Origin of the sequence: Aeromonas sp. R10-1 (assembly GCF_040908465.1) — a bacterium.
Classification (GTDB): domain Bacteria; phylum Pseudomonadota; class Gammaproteobacteria; order Enterobacterales; family Aeromonadaceae; genus Aeromonas; species Aeromonas caviae.
Genome location: NZ_JBFODT010000028.1, coordinates 1 through 17,175, shown reverse-complemented (window position 1 = coordinate 17,175; position 17,175 = coordinate 1). Strand labels below are relative to the sequence as shown.

Annotated in this window: 9 protein-coding genes; 7 read left to right on the top strand and 2 right to left on the bottom strand. The window is 59.1% G+C overall.

The genetic code is table 11. The features are described from left to right. Window positions 1-8: 8 nt before the first annotated feature. Together AB5Y93_RS14545 and gltB are read right to left on the bottom strand one after the other, a co-directional pair. Entirely contained in the window at window positions 9-1,424 is a 1,416-nt protein-coding gene (locus tag AB5Y93_RS14545; RefSeq protein WP_039040371.1) for an FAD-dependent oxidoreductase, read from the bottom strand. Between the two features lie 12 nt (window positions 1,425-1,436). Further along, window positions 1,437-5,894, bottom strand: coding sequence for a glutamate synthase large subunit (gene gltB / locus AB5Y93_RS14540; RefSeq protein ID WP_010675168.1), 4,458 nt, complete (start codon window positions 5,892-5,894; stop codon window positions 1,437-1,439). Between the two features lie 613 nt (window positions 5,895-6,507). Here gltB and AB5Y93_RS14535 point away from each other — a divergent pair. The 7 genes from AB5Y93_RS14535 to AB5Y93_RS14505 form a co-directional block, all read left to right on the top strand. Further along, window positions 6,508-7,452 carry a TIGR01212 family radical SAM protein gene (locus tag AB5Y93_RS14535; protein WP_109422169.1) on the top strand — a complete coding sequence of 315 codons (945 nt, stop codon included), beginning with the start codon at window positions 6,508-6,510 and terminating at the stop codon, window positions 7,450-7,452. A 370-nt stretch (window positions 7,453-7,822) separates the two neighbouring features. Continuing rightward, window positions 7,823-9,967, top strand: coding sequence for a type I secretion system permease/ATPase (locus tag AB5Y93_RS14530; RefSeq protein ID WP_039040368.1), 2,145 nt, complete (start codon window positions 7,823-7,825; stop codon window positions 9,965-9,967). Continuing rightward, window positions 9,960-11,375: an HlyD family type I secretion periplasmic adaptor subunit gene (locus AB5Y93_RS14525; protein WP_010675165.1), complete on the top strand. Its 1,416-nt coding sequence runs from the start codon at window positions 9,960-9,962 to the stop codon at window positions 11,373-11,375. The genes AB5Y93_RS14530 and AB5Y93_RS14525 overlap by 8 nt, the downstream gene beginning before the upstream one ends. 35 nt (window positions 11,376-11,410) lie before the next feature. Then, window positions 11,411-12,742 (top strand): TolC family outer membrane protein, encoded by a 1,332-nt coding sequence (locus tag AB5Y93_RS14520; protein ID WP_010675164.1) that lies wholly within the window; start codon window positions 11,411-11,413, stop codon window positions 12,740-12,742. A gap of 99 nt (window positions 12,743-12,841) precedes the next feature. Further along, window positions 12,842-13,600: a transglutaminase-like cysteine peptidase gene (locus AB5Y93_RS14515; protein ID WP_223917454.1), complete on the top strand. Its 759-nt coding sequence runs from the start codon at window positions 12,842-12,844 to the stop codon at window positions 13,598-13,600. A gap of 3 nt (window positions 13,601-13,603) precedes the next feature. Beyond that, window positions 13,604-15,529, top strand: coding sequence for an EAL domain-containing protein (locus tag AB5Y93_RS14510; RefSeq protein WP_201888342.1), 1,926 nt, complete (start codon window positions 13,604-13,606; stop codon window positions 15,527-15,529). Between the two features lie 267 nt (window positions 15,530-15,796). Next, window positions 15,797-17,175: retention module-containing protein (locus AB5Y93_RS14505; RefSeq protein WP_368229700.1), on the top strand; the 1,379-nt coding region annotated here is incomplete at its 3' end.

Sequence of the window (17,175 nt, the reverse complement as noted above, 5' to 3'; positions counted from 1 at the left end):
ACGGCAGATCACACGGCTAGGTAGTCCATGATCCCTTCGGCCGCCTTGCGACCCTCATAGATGGCGGTCACCACCAGATCCGAGCCGCGCACCGCGTCACCACCGGCGAACACCTTGGGGTTGCTGGTCTGGAAGGCGTACTCGGCCTTCTCGGGCGCCTTGATGCGATCCCGGCCGTCGAGCTCGACGCCGTGCTCTGCCATCCAGGGTTGGGGGTTGGGCTGGAAGCCGAACGCCATGACCACCGCATCGGCGGGCAGCACCTGCTCGGAGCCTTCAATGACTACCGGATTGCGGCGGCCATTGGCATCGGGGGCGCCGAGCTCTGTGCTCACCACCTTGATGCCGCAGGTGCGGCCGTGAGCGTCCAGTTCGACCCCGACAGGTTGCAGGTTGAACATGAATTCCACCCCTTCCTCCTGGGCGTTTTTCACCTCCCGCTTGGAGCCCGGCATGTTCTCGGCATCCCGGCGGTAGGCGCAGATCACCCGATCGGCCCCCTGGCGGATGGCGGTGCGCACGCAGTCCATGGCGGTGTCGCCGCCCCCCAGCACCACTACCTGCTTGCCGGCGAAGTCGATGTAATCGGCTTGCGCCTTCTCAAAGCCCAGCAAGCGATTGGCGTTGGAGATGAGGTAGGGCAGGGCGTCATAGACCCCCGGCGCCTCTTCGTTGGCAAAGCCGCCCTTCATGTACTTGTAGGTGCCGACCCCGAGGAAGACCGCATCGAACTCGCCGAGCAGGTCGGCGAAGGTGACGTCACGGCCCACTTCGGTCTCGAGGCGAAACTCCACCCCCATCCCCTCGAAGATCTCGCGGCGGCGCTGCATCACCTCTTTCTCCAGCTTGAAGGAGGGGATACCGAAGGTGAGCAGGCCGCCGATCTCCGGGTACTTGTCGAACACCACAGGGGTGACGCCATTGCGTGCCAGCACGTCGGCACAGGCAAGGCCAGCTGGGCCCGCGCCAATGACGGCGACCCGCTTGCCTGTCTTGACCACCTTGGAGAGATCCGGGCGCCAGCCCATCTCGAACGCCTTGTCGGTGATGTATTTTTCTATGTTGCCGATGGTCACGGCGCCGAATCTGTCGTTGAGGGTGCAAGCACCCTCACACAGTCTGTCTTGCGGGCAAACGCGGCCACATACCTCCGGCAGGCTGTTGGTCTGGTGGGAGAGCTCCACCGCCTCCAGAATGCGTCCCTCGTTGGCCAGCTTCAGCCAGTTGGGGATGTAGTTGTGTACCGGGCACTTCCACTCGCAATAGGGGTTGCCGCAGTCGAGGCAGCGATCCGCCTGCATGCCGACCTGGGCCTGGTTGAAGGGCTCGTAGATCTCCACGAACTGGATCTTGCGGATCTTGAGCGGTTTCTTGGGCGGGTCGACCCGCTGGACATCGATAAACTGGAATACGTTCTGGCTCATAGGGTTCCCTCCTTATTGCGCCTGGATTCTGAGTTCTGCACTGGAACGGCTGGTGTGGCCAAGCAGCGATTTGACGTCACTGGACTTGGGTTTGATCAGCCTGAACTTGGGCACATAGGAGTCGAAGTTGGCCAGGATCTCCTCGGCACGCGAGCTGCCTGTCTCGTTGAGGTGCGCCGTGATGATACCGCGCAGGTGCTCCTGGTGGATGGCCAGATCCGCCACCTCCAGCAGTTCGACCAGCTCGGGGTTGGTGCGCTTGGCAAAGTTGCCGCACTCGTCGAGCACGTAGGCGAAACCGCCTGTCATGCCCGCCGCGAAGTTGACACCGGTCTTGCCGAGCACGGTGACGATGCCGCCTGTCATGTATTCACAGCCGTTGTCGCCAATCCCCTCGACCACCGCCAGCGCCCCTGAGTTGCGCACCGCGAACCGCTCGCCCGCGGTCCCTGCGGCATAGAGCTTGCCGCCGGTGGCGCCATAGAGGCAGGTGTTGCCGATGATGGCCGCCTCGTGAGATTTGAACGCCACGCCGACGTGGGGTTTGATCACCAGCTTGCCGCCGGTCATCCCCTTGCCCACGTAGTCGTTGGCATCCCCGGTGAGGATCATCTCAAGGCCACCGGCGTTCCAGACGCCGAAGCTCTGGCCGGCGGTGCCGTTGAAGTGCACCTTGACCGGATCGGCCGCCATGCCCTGGTTGCCGTGGCGCTTGACGATCTCGCCGGACAGACGCGCACCCACGGAGCGGTCGGTGTTGCGGATGTCGTAGCGGAACTCGCCGCCACTCATGTTTTCCACCGCGTCCAGCAGGTCTTCCACCATCTTGAGGTTCAAGGGCCCCTTGTCGAAGGTGGGGTTGTGCTGCTGGCTGAACAGACTGGAGCCTGCCGGTGCCACCGGGGCCGCCAGGATGCCGGACAAGTCCAGCTTGGCCTGACGGGCGGTGAGGCCGGGCAGGGCTTCCAGCAGGTCGGTACGACCGATGAGGTCGGTGAGCTGGGTGACGCCAAGCTCGGCCATCAGCTCGCGCGTCTCCTCGGCGATGAACTTGAAGTAGTTCATCACCATTTCCGGCAAGCCGGTGAAGTGTTCGCGGCGCAGCTTCTCATCCTGGGTGGCGACGCCGGTGGCGCAGTTGTTCAGGTGGCAGATACGCAGGTATTTGCAACCGAGTGCCACCATGGGGCCGGTACCGAAGCCAAAGCTCTCGGCACCGAGGATGGCCGCCTTGATGATGTCCAGACCGGTCTTGAGACCGCCATCCACCTGCAGACGCACCTTGTGGCGCAGGCCGTTGGCCACCAGCGCCTGCTGGGTTTCGGCCAGGCCCAGCTCCCAGGGGGAGCCGGCGTATTTGACCGAGGTGAGCGGGCTTGCGCCGGTGCCGCCGTCGTAGCCGGAGACGGTGATGAAGTCCGCATAGGCCTTGGCCACGCCACAGGCGATGGTGCCGACGCCAGGTTCGGACACCAGTTTCACCGACACCAGGCAGTTCGGGTTGATCTGCTTGATGTCGAAGATGAGCTGGGCCAGATCCTCGATGGAGTAGATGTCGTGGTGCGGCGGCGGGGAGATCAGGGTCACGCCGGGCACGGAGTAGCGCAGCTGGGCGATTTGCGCGGTGACCTTGTCACCGGGCAGCTGGCCCCCTTCGCCGGGCTTGGCACCCTGGGCGACCTTGATCTGCACCACGTCCGCGTTCATCAGGTAGTGCGGGGTGACGCCAAAGCGACCGGACGCCACCTGTTTGATGCGAGAGTTCTTCTCGGTACCAAAACGCTTGGGATCTTCACCGCCTTCGCCGGAGTTGCTCTGACCGCCGAGGCGGTTCATGGCGATGGCCAGGGCCTCGTGGGCTTCAGGGCCGAGGGCGCCGATGGACATGGCCGCGGAGTCGAAGCGGGGGAACAGCCTGGCGGCTGGCTCCACCTGATCCAGCGCAACCGGGGTGGTGCCCTGTTTGAGCGACAGCAGATCCCGCAGGGTGGCGACCGGGCGCTCGTTCACCAGACGGGCATACTCCTTGTAATCGGCGTAGTTGCCGGAGCGCACCGCCACTTGCAGGGTCTGCACCACGTCCGGGTTGTAGGTGTGGTACTCGCCACCGTGGACGAATTTCAAGAGGCCGCCCTGGGTCAGCGGCTTGCGGCCGAGCCAGGCCAGACGGGACAGATTGATCTGATCCTGCTGGATGTCGGCAAAGTCGGCACCCTGGATGCGGCTCGATACGCCGCGGAAGCAGAGTTCGACCACGGCCCTGGAGAGGCCGACGGCTTCGAACAGCTGGGAGCAGCGGTAGCTTGCCACCGTGCTGATGCCCATCTTGGACATCACCTTGTAGAGGCCCTTGTTGATGCCGTTGCGGTAGTTGAGCATGGCCTGGCGCAGGCTCATCTTGAGCACGCCCTCTTCTACCTGCTTGGCGAGGGTCTCGTAGGCGAGATAGGGGTAGATGGCGGTGGCGCCAAAGCCCAGCAGCACGGCGAAGTGGTGCGGGTCGCGCACGCTCGCGGTCTCCACCAGGATATTGGCGTCGCAGCGCAGGTTGTTGTCCACCAGGGTACGCTGCACCGCCCCCACCGCCATGGCGGCCGGGATGGGCAGGGTATCCGGGCTGATGTCCCGGTCTGACAGTACCAGCAGTACGGCGCCGCTGCGGGCCGCTTCAGCTGCCTCGTGGCAGAGGCGCTCGAGGGCGGCTTGCAGTCCCTCTTCGGGGAGGTAGTTGAGGCTCAGCACCGCGTGGCGGTAGTGCTCCCCTTCCAGGGCCAGCAACTGATGGAAGTCGGAGTAGAGCAGGATCGGCGACTGGAACAGCACCCGGTGGGCGTGACCGAAGGTCTCGTTGAACACGTTCTGTTCGCGGCCGATACAGGTGGCCAGGGACATGACGTGATTTTCCCGCAGGGGATCGATGGGTGGGTTGGTCACCTGGGCGAACATCTGGCGGAAGTAGTCGTACAGGGTACGCTGGCTGGAGGAGAGCACCGCCATCGGGGTGTCATCCCCCATGGAGCCCACCGCCTCCTGGCCATTCTCGCCGAGCACGCGGATCACCTGATCCAGCTCTTCAAAGGAGTAGCCGAACAGCTTCTGGTAAGTCTTGAGCCGGTCATCCGGGAATTCGCGCGACCCCGTGCTGGCATCGTCCATCTGCTCGAAGGGCACCAGGCGCTTGCAGTGCTTGTCCATCCACTGCTTGTAGGTGTGACGGCTCTTGAGATCGTCATCAATTTCGAAGCTGGTCCAGATCTTGCCGTTGCTGGTATCGACCACGAACAGCTCCCCCGGGCCGACACGGCCCTTCTCCAGCACTTCGTCCGGGGTGTAGTCCCAGGTGCCCACTTCGGAGGCCAGCGTGATGAACTTGTCCTTGGTGATGACGTAACGTGCCGGACGCAGACCGTTTCTGTCGAGTGCGCAGGTGGCGTAGCGACCGTCGGTCATGACGATGCCGGCCGGGCCGTCCCAAGGCTCCATGTGCATGGAGTTGAAGTCGTAGAAGGCGCGCAGGTCGTCATCCATGTTCGGGTGCTTCTGCCACGCAGGCGGGATCAGCAGGCGCATGGCACGGAACAGGTCCATGCCGCCGGCCAGGAAGAGATCCAGCATGTTGTCGAGGCTGGAGGAGTCCGACCCCGTGGTGTTGACGAAGGGGGCGGCCTCTTGCAGATCCGGGATCAGCGGGGTGGCGAACTTGTAGCTGCGCGCCTTGGCCCACTGGCGGTTGCCGGCAATGGTGTTGATCTCGCCGTTGTGGGCGAGGTAGCGGAACGGCTGCGCCAGCGGCCAGCGCGGGCTGGTGTTGGTGGAGAAACGCTGGTGGAACACGCAGATGGCGGCCTGCATGCGGATGTCAGCCAGATCCAGATAGAAGCGCGGCAAATCCACCGGCATGCACAGTCCCTTGTAGACGGTGACTAGGTTGGAGAGGCTGACCACATAGAAGTAGTCGTCGCTGATGCGCTTCTCGATGCGGCGGCGCACGATATAGAGGCGCCGCTCGAGATCCTTGTCGACCCAGCCCGGGGGCGCGTTGACAAAGACCTGTTCAATACTGGGCAGGGACGCCTTGGCGATGGAACCGAGTACGTTGGTATCGATGGGCACCTTGCGCCAGCCGACCAGACTCAGGGTCTCTCTTTCCAGCTCCTCGTCGATGATGTCGCGCGTGGCCTGGGCCAGGATGGGATCGGGGTTGAGGAACAGCATGCCGACCGCGTAGTTGCGGCCCAGGTGCCATCCCTTCTCTTCGGCGACCGCTCTAAAGAAGCTGTCGGGTTTTTGCAGCAACAGGCCGCAGCCGTCGCCGGTCTTGCCATCGGCGGAGATACCGCCGCGGTGCTGCATGCGAGCCAAGGCTGACATCGCGAGACGGACAAGCTTGTGGCTGGCTTCCCCTTCCATGTGGGCCAACAGGCCGAAGCCACAGTTATCCCTCTCCAGCTTTGGATCATATAGTGACATTGCATTTCTCCCTTGCTCGGCCTTCCATCGCACTGTCATCAACAGACTGCATAAATTGCGATTGGCTCTTGTGGTTCCGTCCGCCTGAGGTGGCGAATCTCCAAACTAATGGGATTTTCGGGCAAGGTCAATTGGACATCCCGCTTGTTTGCAATGTTACATCGCCATAACAAAATGTGGGTTTTTGAGACTCAATCAGCATTTTTGTGTATTTATGACTGCCTTTTATTTATTTGTTGGCTTTATATTCTGGTTATGGACGGTTTGGTGGTTGACTGCATGGTGGCGGGAAACTGTAGTAATTTTACAAAGTCATCTCTGGTGTGCTTGGCGGGGATCACATTTCAGGATCCTGCGTCTTGCATTTGTCCATAAGCAGACTAAACAGGATTTTTTCAGTAGTTACAGCCGGTTATGGGCGAGAGGTTATGACACTTTTCTCCAGGTTGCAGGAGTGACAGGTTGTCAAAAGTGACCGTGAATGCCGACTGTTGGGTATTTATCGCATCTAACGTGAATATTTATATGATTTTTGGGTAGGGAGCGGGATTGATCCAGCGCAGCCTGCCCGCCGGGCTGCGTCGCTAGAATGGCACCTCATTTCGGAGGTGTCATGCAGTTACACGAACTCATCAATACATTTGGCCAGGATCTCAAGCAACGCCACGGCCAGAAGATCCACAAACTCTCCATCCACGGGGCCTTTACCTGCCCCAACCGGGACGGCACCCTGGGGCGGGGTGGCTGCACTTTCTGCAATGTCTCCTCCTTTGCCGACGAGTCGGCCCAGCAACTCTCCGTGGTGCAGCAACTGCTGGCACGCCGGGACGAGGTGACCCGGGCCAGGCGCTATCTGGCCTACTTTCAGGCCTATACCAGTACTTATGCCGAAGTGGAGTACCTTCAGCGCATGTATGAAGAAGCCTTGTCGGTGAGCGACATGGTGGGGCTCTGCGTCGGAACTCGCCCTGATTGTGTACCCGATGCGGTGCTGGATCTGCTGGCAGGTTATCAGGCCAGAGGTTACGAGGTGTGGCTGGAGCTCGGGCTGCAAAGTGCCAACGACAAGACGTTGCAACGCATCAATCGGGGCCACGGCTATGCCGCCTATGTTGACGCTGTAACCAGAGCCCATCTGCGAGGCATCAAGGTGTGTGCCCACCTCATCGTCGGCCTGCCCGGCGAGGCGCCGATGGACAGCCTGGAAACCCTGCACCGTGTCGTGGAGACCGGCGTCGAGGGCATCAAGCTTCACCCACTGCATGTGGTGGAGGGGAGCACTCTTGGCAAGGCGTGGCAGGCGGGGCGGCTGGATGTGTTGACGATGGAGCAGTATGTGGCGGCGGCGGTCGCCATGATCCAGTACACGCCTCCCGAGGTGGTCTATCACAGGGTCTCGGCGTCGGCGCGCCGCCCGACCCTGCTGGCCCCCGCCTGGTGCGAGAATCGCTGGAGCGCCATGACCGCCATTGCCGCGGCGCTGGCACGCTCGGGCCCTCAGGGACACTGCCTGGGACGCCCTTTTTCTCTCCCTTCCACGGGCGAGTGCCAACTCTAATTTCGTCAAAAAAACAGTGGGTTATTAGATGAAATTCAGTCTTTGGAGTATAGTTTCGTTCAAGTCACCTTGATAAGATGGTCGGCTTGAAAAAAGATATAGTTATCAATAACTCTTTGCAGTTTGTATACCGGGCGGGCTTTATTCATACCGGGTGGCATATTTCTTGGCAACATCAGGTGCCCGGCATGTCCCCTCCGTTTCCGGCATGAAAATCTGTGAGGGAGGCGAGACATGCAGTGTCCCGGCTCTGTGCGCTAATCGGGTTGTGGGTCTGGGTGGCGAGGTCTGTTCTGTTTTTCCGGATCGCCGCCGGGCTTTGTATATTCGGCCCCGAGACAACCTTCTGAATCATGTTTGATGGGATGCTATGCAAGCAGAAACCAGCCATATAGATGAACTGTTGGAGTGCCTGGTCTTTTTGACCCGCTTTTACGGGGTGCCCAACAGTCAGGATGCTCTCACCACCGGCTTGCCACTGGTCTCCGGGCGTCTCAGCACGGCGCTCTTCAGTCGTGCCGCCGAGCGGGGCGGTCTCTCTGCCCGCGAAGTGATCCAGCCCCTTGAACAGATCTCCTCCCTGCTGCTGCCCTGCGTCTTGCAGACGCGCAATGGCGGCGCCTGCATCTTGCTTGAATGGAATGAAGAACGGACCCAGGCGAGGGTCATCTTTCCCCAGGCCGGAGACGCGGCCCAATGGGTCAGTCTTGCCCAGCTGGGTGACGAGTACAATGGTCGTCTGTTCTACGTCAAGCGGCAGTTCAAGTTTGATGAGCGCTCGCCCAAAGTGCTGGAGACCCGTGATGGTCACTGGTTCTGGAGCACCTTGTTCGAGTCCCGCGGTATCTATCGGGATGTGCTGGTGGCCTCGATCCTCATCAACCTGTTTGCCATCGCCAGCCCCCTGTTCACCATGAACGTCTATGACAAGATTGTGCCCAACCTGGCATTCGACTCCCTCTGGGTGCTGGCGGTTGGAGCCATGGTGGTGTTCACCTTCGACTTCGTGATGCGCCAGCTGCGCAGCTACTTCATCGATATTGCAGGCAAGAAATCCGACGTGCTGTTGTCGGCCAAAATCTTTGCCAAGGTGATGGGCATGAAGATGGAGTCCAGGCCTGCGTCGACCGGTGCCTTTGCCAAGCACTTGCAGGAGTTTGAATCGGTGCGCGAGTTTTTCACGTCGGCCACCGTCTCCACCCTGATCGATCTGCCGTTTGCCATCTTCTTCCTCTTCATCATCTGGATTTTCGCCGGTGTCATGGTGGTGGTGCCCATCATCGCCATCCTGATCCTGGTGGCCTACAGCTTCTACATTCAGGCACCGCTGAAGCAATCCATCGAGGAGGGCTCCCGGCTCGCCTCCCAGAAGAACGCCAATCTGATCGAAAGCATCTCGGGCCTTGAGACCGTGAAGATTTTCGGGGCCGAGAGCATGTTCCAGCACCGCTGGGAGCAGGCGGTGTCCCACATCTCGACCTGGGGCGTGCAAACCCGGCGCATCACCAACTCCATGTCTTCTCTGGCGAGCTACATCCAGCAGGTGGTGACAGTGGGACTGGTGATCGTCGGTGTTTACCAGATCTCGGAAGGGTTGGTGACCATGGGGGGCATGATAGCGGCCGTGATGCTGTCGAGCCGGGCCATCGCCCCCATGGTGCAGCTCTCGGTACTCTCCACCCGCTACAACCAGGCCAAGTCGGCGCTCGAGATCCTGGAGAAGATCATGATGACGCCGGGTGAGCAGGAGGAGGGCAGGCAGTACATCCACCATCCGGTAATCCAGGGGCGCATCGAGTTTGAAAATGTCTCCTTCAAGTATCCGGGCATGGAGAGCAGCACCCTGCACAACATCAACCTGCGCATCGAGCCGGGTGAGAAGGTGGCCATCATCGGGCGGATCGGTGCGGGTAAAACCACGCTGGAGAAATTGCTGATGGGTCTCTATCGCCCGACTGACGGCCTGGTGCGTCTGGATGGCTTTGAGCTGGACCAACTGCCGCCGACCATCATTCGCCGCAACATCGGCTGTGTGCCGCAAGATGTGACCCTCTTCTTTGGTTCCGTACGGGACAACATCATGCTGGGCAATCCCCTGGTGGACGATGCCCGTGTCTTGCGCGCCGCCAAGCGGGCCGGGGTCACCAACTTTACCAACCGGGATCCCAACGGTCTCGACAGACAGATAGGCGAAGGGGGACGTCAGCTCTCCGGTGGCCAGCGTCAGTCCATCCTGCTGGCTCGCGCCCTGCTCAACGATCCCCCCATTCTGGTGATGGACGAGCCGACCTCCAACATGGACAACCAGTCAGAGATGCACGTGAAGCAGGAGCTGGCGCGGCTCGGCCCCGAAACCACCCTTATCCTCATCACCCACAAGACGTCCATGCTGGATGTCGCTTCCCGGGTCATCGTCGTGGAGCAGGGGAAGATAGTGGCGGACGGTCCCAAAGAGGTGGTGTTGCAGCAATTGAAGGAAGGCAAGGTGCGGGTGCAGGAGACGGCGAATGGCTAACCACTGGTTCAAGAAAACGCCCTCAGATACGGTCTTGCCTGCACCCGAGCATCTCGAGTACGTGGATGACGGCGCCGCCGCCGTGCTGCTGACGACACCCACCCGTGCCAGAGTCCTGCTGTGGGCCTGCTTCCTGTTTTTTGTCAGCGCCATCGTCTGGGCAGCCTGGGCAGAGCTGGATGAAGTGACCGTCGGCCAGGGCAAGGTGATACCGTCGCGCCAGTTGCAGGTGATCCAGAACCTGGAAGGGGGGATCGTCAAGGAGATCTTCGTCAAGGAGGGGGACATCGTCGAGAAGGGACAGCCACTGCTGCGCATCGACGATACCCGCTTCAAGTCGGATTTTCGCGAACGGGAGCAGGAGCTGGTCACCCTCAAGGGGGATATCGCCCGCCTGCGCGCCGAAATTCGCAGCGTGGTGGTCAAGAACGAGCCCAATCTGGGGTGGCGTGAACAGGTAGCCATCGACAAACAGGCCATCGAGTTCCCCGAAGGGTACGAGAATGTGTTTGCCGAATATGCCGCCCGTGAAAGATCGGTGCAGGAGGCGCGGTTAAACAACCTCAAGAACCAGCTCTACATTCTGGGACAGCAGATCGAGCAGAAAGAACAGGAGACCATAGAGCTCAATGCCAAGATCCGGACCGTGGGCCGCAGCGTTGATCTGGCTCGTCAGGAGCTGAACATCAGCCGTCCTCTCGCAAAAGAGGGTATAGTTCCTCAAGTGGAGCTAATTAAACTGGAGCGGCAGGTCAACGAAATGCAAGGGGAGCTGGAGGCGAACCGCCTGCTGGTACCCAAGCTCAACTCGGTACTGCGGGAGACCATCTCGAAGCGAAATGATATCGCCCTGAAATTCCGGGCGGACTCCCAGACCGAGTTGAACGAACGTCAAGGCAAGTTGAGCCAGTTGTCAGAGGGCCAGGTCGGCCTCAGGGACAGAGTCGATCGTACCAGTGTGATCGCGCCTCTCAAGGGGACCATCAAGAAGCTCAAGATTAATACGCTGGGTGGGGTCGTTCAGCCGGGCATGGACCTGATGGAGATAGTGCCGCTGGAAGACACCCTGCTGGTTGAAGCCAAGGTGTCGCCCAAGGACATCGCGTTCCTCAGACCCGGACTGGAGGCCGTGGTCAAGATAACTGCCTATGATTTCACTATTTATGGAGGTTTACATGGCAAGGTTGAACAGATAAGTGCCGACTCAATCCAGGATGAGGAGGGCAATTCCTTCTATCTGGTGCGAGTACGAACCGAGAAGAGTTATCTGGGCGATGAGCTTAATGCACTTCCCATCATCCCCGGTATGTTAGCCAGTGCAGATATTATTACTGGTAAAAAAAGTGTCCTAGACTACTTGCTGAAACCCATCTTGAGGGCTAAGCAGTCGGCACTGAGAGAACGATAAGCCAACAATCTAAAAACAACATGACTGGAGATACCATGAAGAAGACGATTGTTGCCATGCTGGTTAGTGGCACCATACTGTTCCCGGGCCTGAGCCAGGCACAGACGCTGGAACAGTCAGTGGCGCAGTCACTGGCTACCCATCCGAAAATCAAGGAAGCTTTTGATCTCTATCAGGCACGACTGTATCAGCATGATGGAGCCAAGGGCGGCTATTACCCCACCATTGATCTGCGTGGTGGCGTCGGTTACGAGAAGACTGACAGTCCCTCGACCCGTGCCGCAGGTCCCAATTCACAGACGATCGATGACTCCATGACGCGCAAGGAGGCCGGGATCAGCCTTCGCCAGATGCTGTTTGACGGCTTTGATGTCAGCAGCAACGTGGCACGGACCGATGCCGCCGCCCAGGCTCAGCGCCTGGCGATGATCTCCGAGGCGGAGAACACGGCCCTGCGCGTGGCCGAGGTCTATCTCAACATGCTGCGTCAGCAGGAGATCCTGGAGCTGTCCAAGCAGAACCTTGAAACCCACGAGCAGATCCGCAGTGACATCCAGAAACGGACCGACTCCGGTCTTGGGTCGACCGCTGACCAGACCCAGATCGACGGTCGTGTGGCTCGGGCTTACTCCAATCAGGCGGCGGCGGAGAACAACTATCGGGATGCCGAGAGCGAGTTTATCCGTGTCGTCAATGAAGTGCCCAAGGATCTCGTTCAGCCAGTACCGAACACCCAGCTCCTGCCCGCAACACTGGAAGATGCGCTGAAGACGGCAACAGAGGTTCACCCGACCCTGCTGTCATCCCTGCAGGACATCGAAGAGGCGAAGTACCAGCATGAAGGCTCCAAGTCAGGGTTCTACCCGAACGTAGCCTTTGAAGTGGATCAGAACTGGAACGAGGACATCGATGCGGTCAAAGGCCGTAACGACGATCTCACCGCCATGGTCCGGATGCGTTACAACCTGTTCCGCGGTGGGTCCGATCTGGCAGAAAGTAAGGCAACCTCAGCGCTCTATTCCCAGGCCAAAGACATTCACATGAATGCCTTCCGTCAGGTGGAAGAGGGGACCCGCCTCGCCTGGAACGCCAAAGAGTCGCTGGCCAAGCAAAAAGTCTTCCTCAAAGAGCACGTGGACGCCAGCTATGACACCGTACAGGCGTACAAGAAGCAATTCGGCCTGGGCCAACGGACCTTGCTGGACGTGCTGAACACGGAGAACGAACTGTTCGAGGCTCGCCGCAGCTACATCACGGCCGAGTACGACTCCCTGTTGGCGGATTATCGTATCCTCAATGCCACCGGTGGTCTGCTCAATGCCCTGAATGTGCAGCAACCGGCTGAATGGCAGGCCAACAACAACTGATGGCCCTGCCACTGATGTCATATCAGGCAAGGGGAATGGCTGCAGCGTGCTGCAGTCATTCTTTTATGCGTCCGGCGGTCAGGGGATGATGGCGGCGTCATGACACAGAAAGAAGTGGCATCGACAGGCTGGAGCCGACGTGATGGGTATCGAGCTGTCGCAGGTGCACGTGCGCCCTGGCGGGTTCGCCTGCTATGGCTGGCCCTGCTGGCGATCCCCCTGCTGCTCAGCGCCAGCCAGCCTCTCTCACCGGAGGATATGAAACTGGTCAAGCGCGCGGAGGAGACCTATGGCCCTAGGGCCGGCAAACGGGTCACCAGCTGGCGCACTTTGGCAATGCAGAACAAGGCAGCGGGGCTGACGGATCGGCAGAAGCTGGAGAAGGTGAACCAGTTCTTCAACCAGATGCGTTTCATCGATGACATCAAGTTGTGGCACAAGAAGGATTATTGGGCGACACCGCTGGAATTTCTGGGCGCAGCGGGGGGAGATTGTGAAGACTTCAGCATTTCCAAGTATTTTACCTTGCTGGAACTTGGCATCCCTGATGAAAAAATGCGAATGGTATATGTCAAGGCATTGGATTATAACCAGTTTCATATGGTCGTTGCCTACTATGAGACGCCTGCGGCAGTACCCCTGATTCTGGACAATCTTGTCGGATCAATTCGCCCGGCGACCCAACGGGCGGATTTGTTGCCAATTTACAGTTTTAACGGTAGTCACTTGTGGCTGATGAAGGCGCGTGGTCAAGGGGAACTGGCCGGGCAATCATCCCGCTTGGGATTATGGACAGACTTACGCAATCGCATGACATCGGGGCGATTGGCTCGGCCTGCGGTCAATTTGGATGATTAACCTATGACGCTCTACAGACAACTATTGGCAACCATGCTGCTGCTGTTCGGATTGCTGTTTGCCGCCACCTATTGGGTGCAATTCAATTCGACCCGCAACTACCTGGCGCAGCAGCAGGAGACCACCGTCATCAATACGTCCACCGCACTGGGTCTGGCGCTGACCCCCTATCTGGAGAACGGCGACAAGGTCAGTGCCGAATCCGTGATCAAGGCTGTGTTCGACGGGGGTTACTACAAGCTGGTCCGTCTCGATCTGCTGGCCTCCAAGGATGTCATCGAGCTGGAGAACAGCAGCCATATCGAAGGGGTCCCACAGTGGTTCATTGGGCTGGATCTGTTCCCTGAAGTGGCCAATGAATCGATTTTGACGTCGGGTTGGCTGCAACTGGGCAAGCTGAAGGTCGTCGGCCACCCTGGACAAGCCTACTACGAGCTTTGGAAAGGAATGAGCGAACTGGCCACCTGGTTCCTAGTCGGTTTTCTCGTCACCACTCTCTTGCTGATGCGGGCGCTCAATTATCTGCTCAAACCGCTCAAGCTGATTTGCGATCAGGCGGTTGAAATCGAGCTGCACCATTTCGGCCACGCCATTCCCGAGCCCAAGACCCGCGAGCTGCGGCAAGTGGTACAGGCCATCAATACCCTTTCCAGCAAGCTTGCTGTGCAGTTCAAAGAGCAGGCCGACGAGGCCGAGAATCTGCGAGCCCGCGTCTATGTGGATGCCGTCTCCGGGCTTGGCAACCGCTCTTACTTCGTCGGGCAGGTCAATGCCTGGATTGCGGAGGCCGGGCAGGGCGGGGTCATGCTGGTGGCCGTCGACATGCTGGACGATCTCTATCGGGAAGAGGGCTTTGCTGCAAGGGACAACATGGTCAAATCCATTGCACAGGTGCTCAGGGAACTGCTGGATGGCTGGGATGGCGCGGCGCTGGCCCGGATCTCGGCGACGGAGTATGCCTTGCTCTGCCCCACCGATGATCTGTCTCAGCTCAAGGAGCTGGCGGAGCTCATCAACAGCCGTATCGCCGATCTGGTTGTCAATCCCATGGGAGAAAGCGGAGCGCTGTCCGTCGTCGGCATCGCTGGCCGTGATGGCAATGACGATCTCTCGGCCCTGCTGACGAAGGCGGATAACGCCCTTGGCAAAGCGCGCAATGAGCGGCGCGGTGCCGTCGTGATGGAAGGCGGCAATGAGCAGGGACTGATGGGACGCCTTGCCTGGCGAGACTTGGTGCAGGATGCCATTGCCAGACATCTCTGGCGCTTCAAGGCACAGCCTGCATGCCGCTTCGATGATGGTACCCGCCTGCATGCCGAGTTGTTCGCGGCCATCTCGCGAGATGGAACGGATTACTTCGCAGGGCAGTTCTTGCCTGCGATCGAGCAGTTCAAGATGGGGGCCGAGTTTGACAAGGCGGTGCTGGAAGCCTGCGTCCCCTTGTTCAAGCAGCAACCGGAATTGGTGTTGGCAGTCAATATCACGGCGGGTTCTCTCTGTTCGGATGAGTTCCTGACATGGCTCAGAGGCTATCTGTCGCTGAACGTGGAGCTGAAGGAGCGACTGCTGTTCGAGATCCCGGAAGTGGCCATCATGAAACACAAAGAGTATGTGACTCATCTGGTTGAGCTGTTGCGAGAGCACGGCTTCTTGTGGGGGGTCGATCACTATGGCCGGCACTTCCAGTCCCTCGGCTATCTGGAAGAGCTGACCCCCGCCTATGTCAAGGTAGACCACGGGTATACCAGCCAGGTCATGGAACCAGGCGCCGATACCTCCTTCCTGGCGGCTGTCTGTCGGGCTGCCCACAATGCGGGTGTCACGACCATCGCCACCCGGGTGGAAGATCAACGGCAGGTTGAATTGTTGTCCAGTTTGCATATCGATGGTTATCAGGGGTTCGTTCACCCTGCATTTCCACTGGCATAAGTGGTACAACTCGATAGAAAGGGGCCCATTAAGGGCCCTTTTTTATATCTGTTTAGAATATGTACATCATTTTTACGCGACAAACAGGTAATATCACTAAAACTCATGATGTTACTTAATTGATTTTTATATGTAAAAAATATTCGTTCGATTCGCTGCATCGGATGAAGCCAAAGAGACTCAACCCTGTACATTTTTGCAACGGAAGCAGGACGGGGGCGTATCTAGAGTGTAGGCATCAAGATCTGTCACCCTGGAGCAATGGATATGCGCACCCAAATCATCGACAAAACCGTGGTCGTCTCTTCCGTAGAAGGCAACGTTCAGATCCTGCTTGCCGATGGCAGCAGTCGCCCTCTCCAGCCTGGCGAGATCCTGCAGCCTGGCGCCAGACTCAATATCGCTGATGATGCCAAATTGATGCTGGCTCCCTACGATGACAAACCTGCAGCGGACAATGGTGTCCCGGCAGGGGCAGAGATGCCTCCAGAGGGGCAACCTTCCTCATCGGTTGCCAATCATCAGCAAGGCTCGCCTGAAGTGTCGCCAGAAATTGCGGCGTTGCAACAATCCATCCTGCAAGGGGTTGACCCGACCAAGAACTTCGAAGCCTCTGCTGCCGGTGGGGCACCTGCCGCCGGTGGTGGTGGCGGTATCGGCGGGGTCGCTGGGGCCAGTGGCAATGGTGGTTTTGTTGTCATAGATCGCATCGGAGATGCGACCATAGCCGAGGCCGGATTCGATACCGGCTATGACACGTTGATCGATCAGAATGTGCTGCAGGAAGACGATCTTCTGCCCGAGAATCAGCTCGATGATCAGGATGAGTCTGTTGTCACCCAGGAAGATCAGGCCATCAGTGGCAATGTGCTCGACAACAGCAACAATCCGGATGGTCCCCTTGATTCGTCTGTCATTTCCTATAGCTGGGGCAGCAATCAGGGAATTGCTGCTGGCGTTGAGAGCACGCTGGATGGGATTGGTACGCTGATCATCAATGCCGACGGCTCCTATACCTTTACCCCCGCGCTGAACTATACAGGGCCTGTACCTGCGGTCAATTACACCGTAACGGATGGGGATGATACCAACGACTCCACTCTGACCATCACCATCACCCCTGTAGATGAGCCTGTCTCGCTGAATGGATTGCAGGTCGAGGGTGGTGAGCTTGTCCTTGATGAAGCCGCATTGCCGGATGGCTCAGCCCCCGATGGCGCTGCCTTGACCAAGAGCAGTACCTTTACATTCAATGCGGCAGATGGAGTACAAAGCCTGACGCTGGGAGGTGTGACGCTGATCAGCAATGGCCAGGTCTTGACCACCTTCCCCCAGGGGATCCCCAGTCCTTTGGGAAATCAACTGCTGGTGACCGGCGTCAGCTACAACCCGGTGACAGGGGTTGGCAGCGTGACCTACAGCTACACCCTGAACGATAACGAAACACATAACAAATCTGCAAATGATGGGGCTCTGACGGAGAGCTTCAACGTCGTGTTGACGGACCTCGATGGCGATACGACCAGTGCAGGGCTGGATGTTGTGGTGCTGGATGACGTGCCGACGGCGGTGAGCGACGTCAACCTGACGGTGGCGAGCGAGAACAACCTGGTCCTCAATGGCAACGTCATCACCAACGACGTGCA